At 65.2% G+C, this 17,240-nt stretch carries 15 protein-coding genes and 2 pseudogenes; 10 read left to right on the top strand and 7 right to left on the bottom strand.

Translation table 11 applies throughout. The features are described from left to right. Nucleotides 1-232 precede the first annotated feature (232 nt). Both VLY81_RS09885 and VLY81_RS09880 read right to left on the bottom strand, forming a co-directional pair. Entirely contained in the window at nucleotides 233-1,264 is a 1,032-nt protein-coding gene (locus tag VLY81_RS09885) for a type II TA system antitoxin MqsA family protein (RefSeq protein ID WP_324667992.1), read from the bottom strand. A 188-nt stretch (nucleotides 1,265-1,452) separates the two neighbouring features. After that, the gene (locus VLY81_RS09880; RefSeq protein WP_324670391.1) at nucleotides 1,453-1,896 is read right to left on the bottom strand and encodes an ADP-ribosylglycohydrolase family protein; all 444 of its coding nucleotides are present in this window, start codon (nucleotides 1,894-1,896) and stop codon (nucleotides 1,453-1,455) included. 107 nt (nucleotides 1,897-2,003) lie between these two features. Here VLY81_RS09880 and VLY81_RS09875 point away from each other — a divergent pair, with 107 nt between their 5' ends. The 8 genes and pseudogenes from VLY81_RS09875 (at nucleotide 2,004) to VLY81_RS09845 (ending at nucleotide 10,467) form a co-directional block, all read left to right on the top strand. Beyond that, complete coding sequence (locus tag VLY81_RS09875; RefSeq protein ID WP_324667991.1) at nucleotides 2,004-3,605, top strand: ISL3 family transposase; 1,602 nt, start codon at nucleotides 2,004-2,006, stop codon at nucleotides 3,603-3,605. Nucleotides 3,606-3,767: 162 nt separating this feature from the next. Further along, nucleotides 3,768-3,953: pseudogene (locus VLY81_RS14745) on the top strand (MarR family transcriptional regulator); the annotation flags it as partial. Nucleotides 3,954-4,079: 126 nt separating this feature from the next. Then, complete coding sequence (locus VLY81_RS09870; RefSeq protein ID WP_324667990.1) at nucleotides 4,080-4,985, top strand: ROK family protein; 906 nt, start codon at nucleotides 4,080-4,082, stop codon at nucleotides 4,983-4,985. Then, nucleotides 4,942-6,009 (top strand): Gfo/Idh/MocA family protein, encoded by a 1,068-nt coding sequence (locus VLY81_RS09865; RefSeq protein ID WP_324667988.1) that lies wholly within the window; start codon nucleotides 4,942-4,944, stop codon nucleotides 6,007-6,009. Before VLY81_RS09870 ends, VLY81_RS09865 begins: the two co-directional genes overlap by 44 nt. 129 nt (nucleotides 6,010-6,138) lie before the next feature. Further along, nucleotides 6,139-7,329: an ABC transporter substrate-binding protein gene (locus VLY81_RS09860; protein WP_324667987.1), complete on the top strand. Its 1,191-nt coding sequence runs from the start codon at nucleotides 6,139-6,141 to the stop codon at nucleotides 7,327-7,329. 100 nt (nucleotides 7,330-7,429) lie between these two features. Next, complete coding sequence (locus VLY81_RS09855; protein ID WP_324667986.1) at nucleotides 7,430-8,290, top strand: carbohydrate ABC transporter permease; 861 nt, start codon at nucleotides 7,430-7,432, stop codon at nucleotides 8,288-8,290. A 104-nt stretch (nucleotides 8,291-8,394) separates the two neighbouring features. Next, complete coding sequence (locus VLY81_RS09850; protein ID WP_324667985.1) at nucleotides 8,395-9,117, top strand: carbohydrate ABC transporter permease; 723 nt, start codon at nucleotides 8,395-8,397, stop codon at nucleotides 9,115-9,117. Nucleotides 9,118-9,138: 21 nt separating this feature from the next. Beyond that, nucleotides 9,139-10,467, top strand: coding sequence for an FAD-dependent oxidoreductase (locus tag VLY81_RS09845; protein WP_324667984.1), 1,329 nt, complete (start codon nucleotides 9,139-9,141; stop codon nucleotides 10,465-10,467). A 690-nt stretch (nucleotides 10,468-11,157) separates the two neighbouring features. Here the strand turns inward: VLY81_RS09845 and VLY81_RS09840 are convergent. The 4 genes from VLY81_RS09840 to VLY81_RS09825 form a co-directional block, all read right to left on the bottom strand. After that, nucleotides 11,158-11,886 (bottom strand): FGGY-family carbohydrate kinase, encoded by a 729-nt coding sequence (locus VLY81_RS09840; RefSeq protein ID WP_324667983.1) that lies wholly within the window; start codon nucleotides 11,884-11,886, stop codon nucleotides 11,158-11,160. After that, a complete protein-coding gene (locus VLY81_RS09835; RefSeq protein WP_324667982.1) occupies nucleotides 11,880-12,122 on the bottom strand; it encodes an FGGY family carbohydrate kinase in 243 nt (80 codons plus the stop codon). The genes VLY81_RS09840 and VLY81_RS09835 overlap by 7 nt, the downstream gene beginning before the upstream one ends. Before the next feature lie 188 nt (nucleotides 12,123-12,310). Continuing rightward, entirely contained in the window at nucleotides 12,311-13,741 is a 1,431-nt protein-coding gene (locus tag VLY81_RS09830) for an IS1182 family transposase (protein WP_324667981.1), read from the bottom strand. A gap of 182 nt (nucleotides 13,742-13,923) precedes the next feature. Then, nucleotides 13,924-14,196: a hypothetical protein gene (locus tag VLY81_RS09825; RefSeq protein ID WP_324667980.1), complete on the bottom strand. Its 273-nt coding sequence runs from the start codon at nucleotides 14,194-14,196 to the stop codon at nucleotides 13,924-13,926. Between the two features lie 346 nt (nucleotides 14,197-14,542). On the opposite strand from VLY81_RS09825, the gene VLY81_RS09820 reads away from it, so the two are divergent. Further along, the gene (locus VLY81_RS09820; protein ID WP_324667979.1) at nucleotides 14,543-14,782 is read left to right on the top strand and encodes a hypothetical protein; all 240 of its coding nucleotides are present in this window, start codon (nucleotides 14,543-14,545) and stop codon (nucleotides 14,780-14,782) included. Nucleotides 14,783-14,843: 61 nt separating this feature from the next. Further along, nucleotides 14,844-15,515 (top strand): annotated as a pseudogene (locus VLY81_RS09815) (IS110 family RNA-guided transposase); the annotation flags it as partial. Nucleotides 15,516-15,553: 38 nt separating this feature from the next. Here the strand turns inward: VLY81_RS09815 and VLY81_RS09810 are convergent. Next, nucleotides 15,554-17,218 carry an IS1634 family transposase gene (locus VLY81_RS09810; protein ID WP_324667978.1) on the bottom strand — a complete coding sequence of 555 codons (1,665 nt, stop codon included), beginning with the start codon at nucleotides 17,216-17,218 and terminating at the stop codon, nucleotides 15,554-15,556. Nucleotides 17,219-17,240: the final 22 nt, after the last annotated feature.

The following is a 17,240-nucleotide window of genomic DNA, read 5'->3' as shown; positions in this document are numbered from 1 at the left end:
TGCCCCATGGGCCCTCGTCCGTTGCGAGCCACACGGGGGGTCGAGCCGCCACAACCCCAGGCAACGGGCGAATTCGACGGCTTGACGGTACTCGTCCGGCGTGATGCGGCGGGTGAGCTCGGGGCAGCGCGTGTCGCTCACCAGGCCGGCGGGGTGGTACTGGTCCATGATGTTGACGTAGGTGTCCGGGCCTCGAAACAGCCAGAGTCCGTGCTTTCGCCACTGGTCTTGGCTACCCGGTCTCGAGGCCATCCAGCATCCGGATGCCGTCCGCCTCCGCATACGGGATGAGCTCGCCGTCGGTTCGCTCGGCCCACGCGGGTTCCTCATGGGAAAGACGGCTGAGCTCCGCGGCGGCCATTCGTCCGAAACGCGCCACCACCCAGTCGATGGTACGGCGCTCCGCCTCCGTGAACTCCTCAAGACTTTCCTCTTCTAGGGCCTCGACGACCTCCCCCTGGTAAGGGCCGGCCACCCCCTCGACGACCCTCACCGTCCCCAGCTCCTCCAGAGCCGCCATCACGGACGCGAAGTGGTCGGGCGCCGGTCCGTAAGGGCACCGCGCGTACGCAAGACCCGTGATGGAGACTCGCTGAAGCCGGAAATGCCCGAAGTCCGCGAGCCACAGGAGTTTGGCAATCTTGGTCTTGAACGGTGCCGGGCAACGCCGCGCCAGGTAGACGATGAGTTGCTCGACCCGACCCAGATCAAAGGCGCGCAGGCCATGGAGTTCGGGGCGGCGCCGGTAGTCGACGGAAATGGCCCGTTCCACTTCACGTGCGAGTTTGACCGGATACGTCGACGCGGCGGCCCCGAGCGCGGCACTGCGCGCCACCTGCCGGACCCGCTCCGGCAACCGGTCTCCCTGGCGGTCCAGCAGCTCCAGCACGAAGTTCGGATCCTCGAGGGCCCGAAGCAGGTCATCGTGGGACTTGTCCTGCAAGGCGCCCCGCTCGTAGCGCTGGATGGTCACCAGTCCCCATCCGAGAAGGCGCGCCAGCGAGCGCTGCGAGAGGCCGTAACGCTCCCGCAGCCGCCGAATCTCATCGGGCTTGAGCAGCCCCTTGCGCTCTCGGTAGACGTTGTACGCCCGGAGCAGGGTGCGCTCGTCGCGCTCCGGGTCGAAGACGGTCTCGCCGCAAGTGCCGCAGATGAGCACTTCGGCCTCGACTTCGATGGGCTCACCACGAACGACGTAGGCTTCGCGCCGGCGCTCGGTTCGAAGCTGTCGAGTGTCGTCGCAGTTAGGGCAATAGCCAGTCACGGCTGACCCTCCGACACGGACAGACGCTGCAAGACCTGGGGCACGTCTGCGACGACCATGCCGAGTTCCGCGAGGTCTCTCAGATTCTTGTCGCGCTCGGCCAACAAGAAGCGTCCTCTGGCGAGCGCCGTCAACCCCCAATGCCAAGCGCTCCCAAAGCGATCCCGGTGGGCCGGCTGCGTCCGCTATCAAATGATAGCACAGACTCCAGGGAGTGACATGGGGTCAGAGGCGGGCGCTGCTTGCCGCCGCGGAAAGGTCACGAGGGGCAATGACGGCGAACAGCGCGGCAGCGGGCCATGCCGCTCCGGCGCTTCCGTCGCTGGCGCCGCAAGGTGCAGCGGCGCCGGCCCTGGGCTACGCACGTCCGACTCCCGCACACCCTCAGCTCGACGGCTGGGCCGGCGGTGCGGTTGCCGCCCCTCGTAGCTGCGATACAGCGCCCCGGCCAATGTCAGGATGGTCTCTAGCGTCGCCAGTGGCTTCAGCCATCGCGCCGGGATGGGCTCCTGCCCGTAGCACGCACCGGCCACCTTCCCGCACACGGCCGCCGTCGTGTCGGCGTCGTGGCCCAGGTTGAGCGCCCGCAGCGCGGCCTTCTCGAAGCTCCCGCTCACCCAGAAGCACCACAGCTGTCAAGGCCGGCTGAAAAGTGGCTCTCCCGCAAATGTGGTGAAGGTCCACAAGAAGACGGGTAGGAAAGAGACGCACACGCCTTCCTGCAAGGGGTGAAGGGAGTGTGCGATTCCCGTTCCTACCCGTGGACCAGTATACCATTCGTCTGGCTCGTGTCGACGATGAGGTCCTCGTGTTGGTGGTGGGGCGTCGAGCGGCACGCGCCGCATGCCCGGACTGTGGGCGCTGGAGCCGACGTCTTCACTCGCGGCGGTGGCGAACCGTCTTGGACGTGCCGGTGGGAAGCCGATCGGTTCGGCTACGGCTTGTGGTGCGCCGTTTCTTCTGTACGGAGCCGGCATGCCCAAGGACCACCTTCACGGAGCCGTTCCCGCACCTGGTGGGACGCTATGCCCGGCGAACCGCCCGGCTTGAGCGTCTCTTGGGCCGGTTGGCGCTGGCCATGAGTGCCGAGGCCGGCTCCCCCATCGCTCGGACCCTGGGGATCCCGGTCAGCCCGGATACCTTGGTGCGCCTGGTGATGCGGATCCCCCTGCCTCCCGTACCCCCGGTTCGCGTGCTGGCGGTCGACGATTGGGCCTGGCGAAAGGGGCACCGCTACGGGACCATCCTGTGCGACCTGGAGCGCAGGCGGCCGGTGGACCTCCTCCCCGACCGATCCCCCGAGACACTTGCGGCGTGGCTGAGCGCCCATCCGGGCGTCCAGATCGTCGTCCGCGACCGCTCGGAGGCCTATGCACAGGGGATCCGCCGGGGAGCGCCCGATGCGCTCCAGATGGCCGACCGGTGGCACCTGCTCAAGAACCTGGGCGAGGTGCTGGAGCGCTACTTCCAGACGCTCCGCCTGCCGCCCATGGAAGCGGCGCCGTCCCCACCGGCCGCGCCGGTGGCGCCCGGGCCGACCCCGGCGGCGACCCCTCGGGCAACCCCTCGCCGTCGTGCTCTGGAGCAGGCCGCTCGCCGGCAGCGCCGGCGCGAGCGCAACGACCAGGTTCGGGCCCTCCATGCGCAGGGGCTTGGGATCCGGGAAATCAGCCGACGCCTGCACCTCAGCCGGGTGACGGTGCGGCGCTATCTGACCAGCTCGACGGTGCCTGGCACGGGGCCTCGCCGCAGGCGCCCGAGCCAGCTCGATCCGTACCGGAGCTACATCCTCGAGCGATGGGGGCAGGGGTGTCGCAATGCCCGTGCCCTCTATCGGGAGTTGCGGGCTCTGGGCTACCCGGGCGGCCGCTCTCGGGTCGCCGAGGTCGTCACCGCCCTGCGCCGGTCGGTAGGCTTGTCGAAGGAGGCACCGCCCGCCGTGCGCTCGGTGACCCCTCGGCAGCTGGGGCGATGGCCCTGGCAGGCCCCGGACCGTCGCTCCCAGGCCGAGCGGGCCTACCTGACCTCCCTGGCCGAAACCGACGCCCACTTTGCCAGGGTGTGGCTCCTCGCTGAGGAGTTCGCCCAGATGGTGCGCCAGCGTCGCGCCGACACCCTGGCCGCCTGGATCGACGCAGTCAAGCAGGAGAAGGTGCGTCCTTTGACGGGCTTCGCCCATCGTCTCGAACAGGACTTCCAGGCGGTGTATGCGGCGTTGCGTCTGCCCTGGAGCAACGGCCCCACGGAAGGGTGGATTCACAAGCTGAAGGCCATCAAGCGCATGATGTACGGTCGGGCAGGACTGGACCTGCTGCGCCACCGGCTCCTTTCCTGCACCTGAGGTCGCTCCGGTTCACCACATTTGCGGGAGAGCCAATTATCCGCCGGCCGCAACACCGTAGCTAGAAGGATTTCGGATGGGACATGTCGAACTGTTCGAGCGCAGAACAAACAGTTGGCCCGTTGATGGCGGGCAAGTGCCAGACGCGGGTGGGGAGGAGCGATGAGGCAATCCAGCAAGACGGTGTGGCGAGGGGGGAATGAGCTCTCTCAAGAGGTCAACCTGCGGCATGTCCTGAACCTTGTGCGTACCCGAGGAGAAGTATCGCGCGCAGAAGTGAGCAGGGTCCTTGGTTTTAGCCGCTCGACAGTGTCGGGCCTGGTGCGGCTGTTGGTGGCGGCGGGTTTCCTCGAGGAAGGCCCTCGAGTGAAGAGCAGAGCAGGTCGGCGACCGACTGTCCTTCGGCTTCGGCGTGGCGGGCAAATATCTGTGGGTGTGCACCTTGACGACTCTGGGCGATTGTACGCGGTGGCCGTGGACCTCACCGGGGATATCTTGGCCGAAGCTGAACGGACGGGTTCGGAGGACGTGGACCAATGCATTCGGCAGACGACAGAGCTCATCTGGCAGACGTGCCGTGACGCGGGTGTAGAGAGGCCTCTCGGGGTTGGACTGTGTCTGCCTGGGGTCATCGACCGAGCTGAGGGCGTTGTGAAGAAGGCGGTACACCTGTCATGGCGAGATGTGCCTATAGCGCCTAAGCTTCGCGAGTCCCTGCAAGGAATACCCGTTGTTCTGGAAAACGCATCCAACTGTGCGGCGTTTGCAGAGGAATGGTATGCAGGCGGCGGCAGTGTGGGGGATCTTCTGTACCTGCGTATCAGTCACGCGGTGGGCTCAGGACTCATTCTTGGTGGGAGACTGCTCACACGGACCGTCGCTGGCGGCACCGAGATCGGGCACATGGTGATCGAGCCAGGGGGGCCGATATGCCGGTGCGGTCGGCGGGGATGTCTTGAGGCCCTAGTGTCGGAGCTTCTTGCCGAGGGCGCTCGAGATGCCCTTCCTCAGGGGGGCGTTGTTGAGCTGCAAGAACGGACGGCCAGGGCCGCTGCCGAAGGCGACAAGGATGCGCTGGAACGCGTGATAGGGATCGCAAGATACTGCGGAACGGCGGTGGCCAACGTCGTCAACTTGACCGGTGTTCGGCATGTCGTGGTAGAGTCCCCTCTCCTGATGATCGATGCGTTCCTAGACGTTGTGCGCCATTCGGTGCAATCGGAGGTGTTGCCTGGAGAAGGAGACGCGGTCCACGTTCGGGCATCTCGATGGGGAGGTCGCTCGCCAGCGATTGGTGGGGCATGCTTGGTCGCATACCAAAGCTTGTCCCCCGAGCATGTGTTCGAGTCAGTCGTCGAACTCAAAGGGCTCGGAGCGTGATGGAATGAGACTTCTCGTGGTAGGCCTCGGGATCCGGGGCGTGCTCTTTGCTACGGCCGCACGGAGGGATTCTCGCGTGACGTTGGTCGCTGGCGTGGATAATGATGCCAATCGCTGCGATCGTTTTCGGGATATGTTTGGGGTCGGCGCGTACCGCTCCATTCACGAAGCAGTGGAGAGGACGAAGCCGAATGCCGCTGTCATCGCCACTCCAGATGACGCACATCTGGAGGTGGCAGCAGCTTGCGCCAACTACGGGCTCGCGAGCCTCATTGAAAAGCCTCTCGCAACTGACGTGGAAGAGGCGAAGCGCATTCGTTACGAGTTCCAGAAGGCCGGCATCCCATGCATGGTGGCCTTTGAGAACAGGTGGCGCCCGGAATTCGTCTACCTCCGCCGGAAGATTCAGGAGAGCGGAGACCGTGTCCTCTACTTCCGCGCCAACCTGAGCAATCGCCTCGATGTGCCCCTCGAAATGTTGTCGTGGGCTGCCCGGTCATCGCCCGGGTGGTTCCTAGGGCCGCACTGTGTTGATCTGATGCTGTGGCTGTGCGATATGCGCCCCGTCCGAGTCCACGCCGGGGCCTCGTCGGGTGTGTTGAAGTCTCGAGGCCTCAATACAATCGATTCCCTGGTATCGACATTCGAGACCGAGGATGGCCGGATCGGCGTGGTCGAAAATCACTGGGTACTGCCTCGAGGGCGAGGATCCGTCTTTGACTTCAAGGTAGAGGTGGTCACGGAGCGGTTCTCGTGGTCTCTTGACTTTGAGCGCGGTGCCATTGTCGAAGCGAACGATTCGGCTCTGTCATACCCGCATACGGACGTAGCTGAGGTGCAGGGCCGCTTGGTGGGATTTCCGTATCTGATGTTCTCGTCGTGGGTTGACCTGGTTACCCAAGGTGGGGAGTGGGAACGAGACCTGGATGACGCCGTCAGGGTCACGGAGTTGGTTGCTGCCGCTCATGAGGCGGCTCAAACCCACAGAGTTGTCTCGGTAGGACCCTCCGACACCACCGCGTAGGGAAGGAGTGTTTGCCAAGTGATGCCTAGAGTGAAGCGATTCCTTTGCGGCGGACTTATTGTCGCATGCATGGTTGCTCTGGCCTTAGGGAACGCGCCGGCCAGCGCAGCGAATACGGTGCGTCTCCGCTTGTTCTCTCCCTACTTTACGGAGGAACCAACCGGTACACTGCTCCGAGAGCTGGTGGCCACGTGGAACGCACAGCGTCCTGACATCCAGGTTGAGATCGAAGCTGTACCGCATTCGGACCGGGAATCCAAGTTCAGAGCTGAGATGCTGGCGGGGCAGGGGCCGGACATAGTGGCCGTGCCACCGGGTTCCTTGGACGGATATGTGCAGAGCGGCTTTCTCCTTGACTTGGAGCCGCTTATCGCCAAGCACGGAGGGCAGGCGTACAAGGATCAATTCACTGCCGTTGCGCAGGAAGGCGTTACGGTTGATGGCAAGTGGTACGCCATCCCCTGGTGGGGAGGTGTCCACGCCCTGTACTACAACACTCAACTCTTTGACTCGGCCGGGCTCACGCCTCCGAGAACCTGGAGTGAGTTTCTCGACGCGGCCAAGAAACTCACCACGGGACGGGTGTACGGGTACGGAATGTACGGGTACCGCAATGAGGTTTCCGTGAGGGAGCTGTTGCCGTGGCTCTGGGGGAATGGAACTCAGCTCTTCGATTCCGCCATGACACAGGCGACGTTCGACTCGCCGCAGGGCATTGAAGCCTTCACGTTCTTCACGGACCTTGAGCGAAAGCATCGCGTGGTACCTCCGGGCGTCACCGCTCTTGGGTATAACGAAATCACAGTCATGTTCGCTAATGGGCAAGTGGGCATGTATCAGAATGGCCCGTGGGGTCGGGGTAAGACGCTGTATGACAATCCGGCTATGGAAGGCAAGTTTGCTGTGGTGCCGGTGCCTTATCCGGATGCAGCGAGCCATCCAGTGGCCGTCTATGTGGAAGTCGCTCACGCTATCACCGTACAAAGCAAGTATCCGGAGCAGGCCTTCGAGTTTCTCGAGTACTACGCGAATGCAGAGAACATGGTGCGACTCGCACTGCTGATGGGCTTTCTCCCAGCCCGACGCGCGGCAGCGGAGGACCCACGGGTGAAGGGCAACGAGTTCCTGCAGCCATTTGTCCAGTTGCTGCCGTACAGCTCAGTCCGGCCGCGGCATCCCCGCATTCAGGAGATTAACCTTGTCATGGCGGACGCCCTGCAAAGCGCTCTGCTAGGAGTGAGGTCTCCGGCTGACGCACTTCGGGAAGCCGCTCGCGAGGTCACTCGTATCGTTCGGGAGGGCCAGCCCGGTGTCAAGTGAAAGGGGACGAAGCCATCCCGGGGCGGGGCATCCTTACCCCGCCCCTTCCCCTACGAGGAGGACTGTGGGCAACGCACGAGCTGGGGCTCTAGGACGTGCGGTGACGCCGTTCCTGTTCGTTGGACCAGCGGTGATTCTTCTTGCTTGCGTCATCGTCTATCCTATGGTGTACGGGCTCGCCATGAGTTTCACGTCTCTTGACCCCAGACTCAAACTCAGTTGGGTAGGAGTAGCAAACTTTGCCCGGGTCTTCAGCAACGCGGCATTCTGGGCCGCCTTGCGCCAGAGCGTCTACTTTACTGTCGTGAGCGTTGCGATACACATCATTCTGGGCATGGTAATCGCGCTGGCGCTCAATCGTCAGTCCAAACTGGTGCGCGTGGTAAGACCTCTCTTCGTCTTGCCTTGGGCGGTGGCTCCGGTCATCGTAGCGACCGTATGGGCGTGGATGTACAACCCAAGCTACGGGATCATAAACGAGACTCTGCTGCGTGTGGGGCTACTCTCCAGGCCCATCCCGTGGTTGGCACTCCCTGGATATGCCATGTCGGCCGTCATCGTTGCCAACATCTGGAGGGGTACGCCGTTTGTCTCCCTCATGTTCCTGGCAGGGCTTCAGGCAATCCCGGACGAGCAGTATGAGGCTGCGCTGGTGGATGGAGCTAACGGATGGCACAGGTTCTGGTACATCACCGTACCAAACCTTCGCCATGTGCTGTTGGTCGTAGTAATCCTTGACACTGTTTGGAATTTCAAGCTATTCGACCTCGTGAAAGTTATGACGGGAGGGGGGCCAATTGGAACGACTGAAGTGCTGCCGACGCTCATCTACAGGACCGCCTTCGAGTACGGGGATCTTGGAGCAGCAGCTGCTATCGCAGCGGTGATGCTGGTGCTGTCGGTCCTCGCCATGTACGGGTTCCTGCGCACTTTCAGAGAGTTAGGAGAGAGTGTCGAGTGACTCGTCGACTCTGGGGAACTGCGCTCTCTACGATATTGATCGTAGTGCTTCTAGCTTGGACTCTTCTGCCTATCGGGTGGATGATCTCGAGTGCCCTCAAGCCAGTGCAACAGATCTTCGAGGTGCCGCCGCGCTGGATTCCCGAGAGCCCTACCGTAGCAGCGTTCGTGGAAGTTTGGGGGACGCGTCCCCTCGGGCGGTTCCTGATCAATAGCGCCATCATCGGGCTCGTGGTCACCGTCTTGTCCGTGACCCTTGCATTCTTTGCAGGGTACGGCCTTTCCCGGTTCCGTTTCAGGGGGGCTTCTCATCTTGCGCAGTTCATTCTCCTCACCCAGATGCTACCGGAAGTCATGCTGGTGGTTCCGTACTTCGTCATCATGGCGAAGTTGGGCCTAACCAACACGTACGCAGCGCTCATCATGGCTTACACATCCTTTGCACTCCCCTTCGCAACGTGGATGCTGAAGGGTTACATGGACTCGATTCCGAAGGAGCTGGACGAGGCGGCGCTCATCGACGGATGTAGCAGGTTGGCCGCACTGACCCGGATCGTGGGGCCCGTGGCTGCACCTGGAATTGCTGTCACGAGCGTCTTTTCCTTGATTCTGAGCTGGAATCACTACCTCTTTGCTCTTGCACTTACCAACAGAGAGGAGATGTTTACCTTCTCAGTTGGTCTTGCCTCGTTCATGGGAGAGTACCGCACGACGTGGAACTTTGTGATGGCCGCTTCGCTTATCGGCGCTGCGCCTCTCTTGTTCGCGACGGCGCTAGCGGAACGCTCTTTGGTGCGTGGTTTGTCGGCAGGGGCTGTCCGAGGATAGCGCTATTGGAGGAGGAAGAGGATGCAGGGGTTGAGTTGTGACGTCCTGGTGATCGGCGGGGGACCGAGTGGTTCGATAGCCGCCATTGCCGCGGCGCGCGCAGGGGCAGATGTTGTACTGGTCGAAAGGAACGGATTCTTGGGCGGCAACGCCACCACAGGCCTTCCTCTCTTGACATACCATGATGCTATGGGGCGCCAGATAATTCGCGGCATTCCCGACGAATTGGTGACACGGCTCAAGGACATGGAGGGCTCGCCGGGTCACCTCCTCCGCCCAAGGCGTCACTTCGGTGCTACCGTGACACCTGTTGAGCCCGAGCTTGTCAAGTCTGTATTGCTGGAGATGTGCCTGGAGGCCGGCGTTAGGCTGTTCCTCCATACCTCTTGCTTGGACCCCATCATGGAGGGGGAAAGTGTTCGCGGAGCCCTTTTCGTCAACAAGGGTGGCCGCTTCCAGGTAGGGGCCCGCGTCGTGATTGACGCAACGGGCGACGGGGATGTAGCGGCCGCCGCAGGCTGCAGCTACGACATGGGCAACAAGGGAAAGAACATGCCGGCCACATTGATGTTCCGCCTCCATGGCGTTGACACGGATGACGTGGCAAGATTCATGGACGAGGAGCTCATCTACGGACACAAGATCGGTGAGGACAAGGAGAGCGTTGTCTGTATTCAGGGCAATTTCGGGCCGTGGGACGACCTCGTGAAGGAGGAATCCTTGTTCCCCGATGCTCGTCATGCTATCTGGTTTACCTCAGTACGGCGAAACCTCGTTGACATCAACGTGACCCGCATCCTGGGGATCGACAGCACGTCGACGGACGGGTTGACAAAGGCCGAGATAGAGGGACGTCGGCAAATGCACCGGATCGTGGACTTCATGCGCCGACACATCCCACCGTTCCGGAATGCCGAGCTCGTCCAGGCGGCCTCGTTTGTAGGCGTGAGGGAGAGTCGGCATTTCGCTGGAGAGGCGACCCTCACCTCGAAGAATGTCATGGACGGCACCGTGTCAGACGATGCCATCGCGCTAGGGGCCTACGCTATAGACATCCACGACCCTGAGGGGCGCGGGATCTTGCTTGAAGCGACAGCCCCTACGGCATATGGTATTCCATACGGAGCGTGCATCCCAAGAGGGGCGGACGGCATACTCATCGGCGGAAGAAGCATCGCGGCAGACTCACGGGCGTTCTCGACCGTACGAGTTATGGCCACGTGCATGGCGATTGGGCAGGGGCTCGGGGTCGCTGCAGCGATAGCGGCGAGACGGGGAATCAGTCCGCGCGAGGTGCCCCTTGATGAGCTTAGAGAGACCCTGCAGCAGCAGGGGGCCTTTCTAGGCTGATCGGCAAAGGCGGGGAGGCCCCAATGCCATTGCTTCGACCGCGCGCAGCTAGTTGGTCGTAATGGCTGCGGAGCGTTCTAGAGAGCGGCCTTTCAGTGGTGGCGGCCACCGCTCGACCCAGCTCACCTCTGTTTCCAGCGGAGGGACGTGCCGGGGGCGGCGGCCGCCCCGGCTGTGGGTGCCGTCTCGATGGTGCGTAGCCGGGCCCGTGCGCCGTTCCTGTCGGATGTGTTGGACGCCTCGCTGGAGCGCCTCTGGCGGCTCGCCTCGAGGATCGCCTCGCCCTGCCGGCCCCGGTAGAGAACGACACCAACGCCGCCGTGGCCGACCACTGGCTGGGGGCGGGAGGGTCTGGGCCCAGGGGCTGCCTGTCTGGGACAAGATGTCGCCAGTGCCCTGGGGACGGCGGCCGGCGCGGTGGTCATGCTGCTGGACCCCGACCAGATCATCAGCGGCGGAGTCTGGGGCGATCTGGGAGCCGATTTCCTGGGGAATATCGCGGCCGAAACCCGGCCGGCGCCGGTCCCGTCGAGGCCATGGGGCGGTAGCTGTTGCCGTTGCAATCAGGATACCGGCGCCGGAGCTGGGCATGGGAAACGGTGCAGAGGTGAGAGGGCACGCCCTCAGCTGGCAACTGGAGCGGCCCGGATGGCGCCGGCCTTGGACCATCTCCGGCCTTTGACGCCTCGCTTACGTCGGGTTGGCGTGGTGAACGGCGTCCTCATGCCGGACGGCCTGACGGTAGGATCGAAAGAGAGGTTCGTGAGCGGCCACCCAGTCGGCAGGCGGCTCGACGATGGGCCCCAGGCGCACAGCCGCTCGACTCGCTTCTGCCAGGCTTGGCCACCATCCCGCCCCGACGCCGGCCATGAGCGCGGCGCCCAAAGCGGATACATCACCGACCTCCACGCACTGAAGCGGCCGCCCCAACACACCGGCTACGATGTTGCGCCACAGAGGGCTGCGCAGCCCGCCTGCTCCCACACGGATGGTCTCCACGGGCACAGCGGCCTGTTGGAGCAACTCCACCGACTCCCGCAGGTTGAAGGCGACCCCCTCCATGACGGAGCGCACCAGATGCGGCCGCCAGTGGCCCGACCTCAGCCCCAGCCAAGCAGCGGCCAAAGCCGGGTCGAACCCCGGGGTGCCGCCTCCGACCAGGAAGGGCAGCCACAGTACGCCCTCGGTTCCCGGAGGGCAGCTCGCCGCCTCGGCCTCGAGCTCCTCGAAGGGGATGGCGGATGCGACGGCAGCCTCCCCCGGCACGCCAGAAGGGGCCAGCGCCTGGGCCAGCCAGGCCATGGCCAGGCCCCCGGTGAAGTGGGAGCCCATGCAGTACAGCGCACGCGGTTCCGCCTGAGGATGAAAAGTCATCTGGCCGAAGAGCGTCTCGTGGAGGCCGGCGACGGAGGTCACCACCTGCCCGCGGCGAGGCCGAGCCCTTCGCGTTCGAGCTGCGCCCAGCACTCCCGGATGGCTGCGCACGCAGCCGCCCACCAGTCGTCGGGCCCCTGCTCGACCCAGCCTCGATGGGGCGTCGCGGAGGGATAAGGCACCGTCGCCCGTGCCCGCACCGTGCCCCCGGGGTCGATGGCGATGGCCTTGACCGAGGACTGCCCCAGGTCCAGAGCGACTGCGAGGGAGCGTCCGTTCACCGTCGTCACCTTCCAGGGAGGGCGCCACCCGTCGGACGAGAGCTCTGAAAAACCCGGCGAGACCTCTGAAAAAGCTGGCGAAGGTTGAGGCAGGAGGCCGGCCGGCATTGGGAAGGCATGGAAGAAAACGTGCCACTACGCGCCCGCCGAGGGCCACGCTGGACGCGGAGTCCGGGCGATTCCCCGCCTCAGACCCCCTGCCATGCCCGATCGACCCCGCTCCAGGCCGCCATTCGCTTCGTATTGATCACCAGGAAGGTCATCACGGCCTGGAAGGCCACCCCCAGCCGGCCCCGGTAGCGCGCACGGCCCAGGTGGTGCCACTTCTTCGCCTCGGCGAAGACCCGCTCGATGACCTTGCGCACCCGCATGGCGAGGCGAATCCCCTTGGGGCGGGTCCGATCCTTGTCCGGCTGGAGGTAGACGCGCTGGCGCTGGCGACCGTCTTTCAAGCATGCGGCCTTCAGGCTGCAGCGCTGGCAGGTCCGCTGGGAGAAGACGTAGACGAAGCCACCTTGGGGATGCGGGGTGGGCCGGCCCATCGCCCCGGCCGGGCAGATCACCCGGTCGGCCTTGGCCTCGTAGCGAAAGCCCGACGGCAGCGTCGAGCGCCGGTACTTGCGCGGGGTGTAGATGCGCACCGCCTCGTCCTGCAGCTGCTGGCGCAGCGTAGAGGCATCGTAGGCCTTGTCCGCCGCCACGGCCCGGGGCCGCAGGCGCAGGCGCTTCCAGGCCGCCCGCAGCCGCTCGACCTGGGCCAGCTCGCTCTCATTGCCTGCCGCCACCGTCACCGCCGTCACCAGGCCGTCCTCATCGCAGCTGGCCACCACCTTGTAGCCGAGGAACGCCTCCCCCTTCTTCTGAAAGCCCCACCGCGCCTCGGGGTCCGTGAAGCTGGCCATGCCCTCCCCTTTCAAGATCGCCCGGTACTGGGCCGCCAGGCGCCGGACCTCCGGCTCTGGCACGTCCTCCAGCTCATTCAAGAGGGCTTCGCCGCAGGCGCTCTCCGCCGCCAACAGCGCCTCCCGGTCGGGGTAGTCGGCGTCGGGAAGCGGCTCGGCCAGGGCGCGCACCTTCGCGGCCCGCTCCGGCTGGATCCGCTGCAGGGCCCGCACCAGGCGCTTCCGGCCTTCCCGCACCAGCTCCAGCTGGTTGCGGATGGCCACGTCCGCGACCACCTTGGTCCCGTCCACGATCATCCACCGGCCCCGACCCAGGCCCTTGGCCTTCGCCTGCTCCACCACCCGGTCCAGCAGCCGCTCGTACACCCCCGACGCCTTGAGCCTGCGGCGAAAGACCACCAGCGTCGTATCGTCGGGCACCGGGTCGTCCCAGCCGATGCGGCAAAACCACCGGAACAACACGTTGAAACGCAGCTGCTGGGCCACCTGGACATCGGACAGATTCGCCCAAATCCCCAGGACCAGCGCCCGAAACAGCGTCTCGGGCGGATAGCTGGGCCGGCCCTGGTCGGGGGAGTAGAGGGCCTTGACCTCGTCGTGGATGAAGGAGAAGTCCACCGCCTGGTCGATGGCCACCAGCGGGTGGTCGGGCGGGATCATGCGGCCGAAGATCGCGTCGTCGAAGAAGTTGCGCTGGGCCTCGGTCCTTCGCAGCATCGTCCTGCCTCCTGCATCGTGGCCTCGGGAGGAGACTTCGGTCCGGTGGGGAATCCTCCCTGTTTCCGCCCCGCCCGAAACGGTGGACTTTTTCAGAGCTCTCTTCGACTGGAGTTTGACACCTCGCTTTGTGATTTCCCCGTAACGACGAGATTTGGTGAGGACGCGGGGCGGGCGTACCACTACGCGGCAGGGGTCGAGGGCAGCTCTTCGACCCGGTTGGGTGGCCGGATGCCCAGGATGCGGAAGACGGTCGACGCGGTGCCCTCCAGCTCCGTGCGCAGCAGGTAGCGCTTGTCCTTGATTTGCAGCGGCACCGCCTTCAGCTTCTCCAGATCCGTCAAAGCCTCGCGGTAGGAGACCGTCTCCCCCAGCTTGTGGCGCAGGTACGACTCCAGGACGAAGGCGAGGAAGCAAACGGCCACGTGACCCCGCACGTGCTCGTCGGTCCACACGTAGACCGGCCGGATCTCCAGGGAGCTCTTGAGGTCCCGGAAGGCCCGCTCGACCCGCCACAGCGTCTTGTGGGTATGATCCCCCTGGCCGGTAGTCCACGGCAGGGTAGCGACGGAAGTTTGCGAAGTTTCCCCGCCGTTGGGCGGGGTGGGGGGGCAAGCGCAGGGCAGGGCGGGTCCGTTTGACCTACTGGGCTTCGAGCCCGTGTCTTGTTTGGATTCGGGCCCGCCCTGCGCCAACCGCCCAACTGGGCCTGGCCGCTGCCAGGAAACCCGAATGGGTGTATGCCGTTTGGCCATCCCCACCGGACCTGCGCTTGCGACACCACGCAGCAGGGGGTCGGCAATGCGACGCTACATCGGGCTGGACGTGCATCGGGACTACTGCTATGCGCACCTGCTGGAAGCCGGCCAGGGCGAGGGAAGGCGCCTGCGCTTCCCCAACACGGCCGAAGGTCGGGCCGACTTCGTTGCACGGCTCGGCCCCGAGGATGCCGTGGCGCTCGAGGTGAGCAGCGGCGCCTTCCGGTTTACGATATCTTGGCCGACCGGGCCGGGCAAGTGGTGGTGGTGGACGCCCGGGTGATGCGCCGGCTGGGCTCGCGCAAGCGCAAGACGGACCGGGACGACGCGAAGCTCTTGGCCGAGCGGCTGGCGCTGGGGACCTTGCCCGGGTGTGGGTGCCGCCGGCGGCCATCCGGGAGCTTCGGGCGCTGGTGAATTTACGTCGCCAGCTGGTGGAGCAGCGCAGCCGGTGGAAGAACCAAATCCGGGCCGTGCTGCTGCGCCACGGCTACCGGGCTCCCCGGGGGCTGTGGCGGGCCCGCCGCCACCTAGAGCAGCTGTGGAGGCTTTCGCTTCCCGAGGGGGAGCGGGTGTGGCTGGCGGTGGCGCTGGAGCAGTTGCGCTCCACTACCGAGCACCTGCGGGCCGTGGAGCGGGACATCGCCCAGCGGGTCCGGCACTGCCGGCCGGTACGGCAGCTGTTGTCCATCGTGGGTTTTCACATCGTCGCGGCGGCCACGTACTACGCGTACGTGGGCGACCCCTGGCGCTTTGCCTCGGGCAAGCACGTCGTCAGCTACGCGGGGCTCGCACCGCGGGTGACACAATCGGGCACGGTGAATCGGCGGGGCGGCATCAGCAAGGAAGGCCCGGCCGTGTTGCGCTGGGCGCTGGTGGAGGCCGCCGCCATGGCTGCTCGCCATGGGCCACCGGCGTTGCGGACGTTTTACCTGCGCCTGCGGGCCACCAAGGGGCACCAAGTGGCCGTGGTGGCCGTGGCGGCTAAGCTGGCTCGGATTGCCTGGACGCTGTGGCGCACGGGTCAGCTGTTTGCCGGCATCCGCCCCGAGCGCTACGCGGCCAAGCTGTCGGTGCTCGACCAGAACGCGGTGCCGTATCCTACCGCGCAGGTGATGGCCTGGCTCGCGGATCGAGTCGGACGCATCCTGGACCGCCCCGCGTCGTCCGGAGGAAACGCCAGCCGAGCCACGCGCGGGGCTCTCGCAGCCTCAGCGTGAACTTGAAGACTTACTTTGAGGAAAGGTCTTGACGGGGGATCATGGGTGTCGGTGCTCGACCAGAACGCGGTGCCGTATCCTACCGCGCAGGTGATGGCCTGGCTCGCGGATCGAGTCGGACGCATCCTGGACCGCCCCGCGTCGTCCGGAGGAAACGCCAGCCGAGCCACGCGCGGGGCTCTCGCAGCCTCAGCGTGAACTTGAAGACTTACTTTGAGGAAAGGTCTTGACGGGGGATCATGGGGGTAGGCCTGGGCCACCTCGGCGGCGTCCCGGTCCGTGTTGGTCAGCACCACGAACTTGCCGTCGTAGCGGGCATCCGCCTCGATGGCCGCCTCGTTGAGCTCGATGGCCTCCCGGTGCACCTTGAGGTAGCGCCGGTACCGGCTGTGGCGGATGAGATCGCCCGCGCTCCCCTCCTTCAGAACCTGCCGCAGGCGGGCCACCACTTCCTCGCGAACCTGCCGGTCGTGTTCGGCCGCCTCGGGGTTGTAGGCCAGGATGTAGCGACGGCCCTGGCGGATCACCTCTTTGACCTGCAACGTCGGGCTCACCACCCGGTAGCGCCCGGGGCAGCCCACCACCTCGTCCCGCACCACCCGGACCCGCCGCATGCGCATGCCCACGATATACTCGAAGCCCGCCTGCTCCAGCGCCTTCAGCGTGCGCTTGCCCACGGCGCCCCGGTCCGCCACGAAGAGGACCTTCCGGAAGGCAAACCGGCGCTTGAGCTGCCCGATGATGGCCAGCGTGGCCTTCACGTCGTTGAGGTTGCCCGGGTACACGGCGTGGGCCAACGGCCACCCATCCCGCGTCAGCAGCACCCCCACCACCATCTGCCGCCGGTCGGTGCGCTTATCTTTGGCGTTGCCGTACTGCGCCAGCTTCTCGGGACCTCGGCCTTCGAAGCGCACCGTCGTCGTGTCCCAGAGGACGAGCTCCAGGTCCTGGTTGAACAGGTCGGTGAAGCGGGCAAACAAGAAGTCCTCGACGCGGTGGGCGAAGCGATGCACGTACGTGAGCGCCCGGTAGAAGTGGTGCAGCTTCAGGCTCTCGAATCGGGGCTCCCAGAGGGTAGGCAGCCACTCGTCGACGAGGCTTTTGCGGGAGGCGGGATCCAGCAGGCGGTTGAGCACCATGGCGAAGACGGCCTCGGGCAGGTCGAACTCGACCTTCGTCTCCTCCCAAAGCCATCCCCAAAGCCGCGCCAAGCCCAGCTCCTCCCACAGCCGCCGGAAGACCAGCACCGGCCCCCACGTCAGTCCCCCTTCGCCCTTGAGGTCCTTCTGGAGGTTGAGGACGGTGAGCTTGTCGGCAAACTGGCTGAGGGCCTCCAGGATGGCATCGACCCGGGCCCGGCCCTGGGGCTGGTCCCAGCGGCCGAGGGTGGCGATGACCCGCTGGCGGGGCTTGCCATCCACCCGGATGGCCTCGATGACCTGCAGGTACTCGCGCACCGAGCCGTCCTTGTTGCGCTGCTGGTTGATCCGGACGAACATGACACTCTCATGATGGGCCATC

It is taken from the genome of Limnochorda sp. LNt (assembly GCF_035593265.1).
Taxonomy (GTDB): Bacteria; Bacillota; Limnochordia; order Limnochordales; family Geochordaceae; genus Geochorda; species Geochorda subterranea.
Note: the sequence above shows the minus strand (reverse complement) of the source record. Positions and strands in the feature narration are given on the sequence as shown.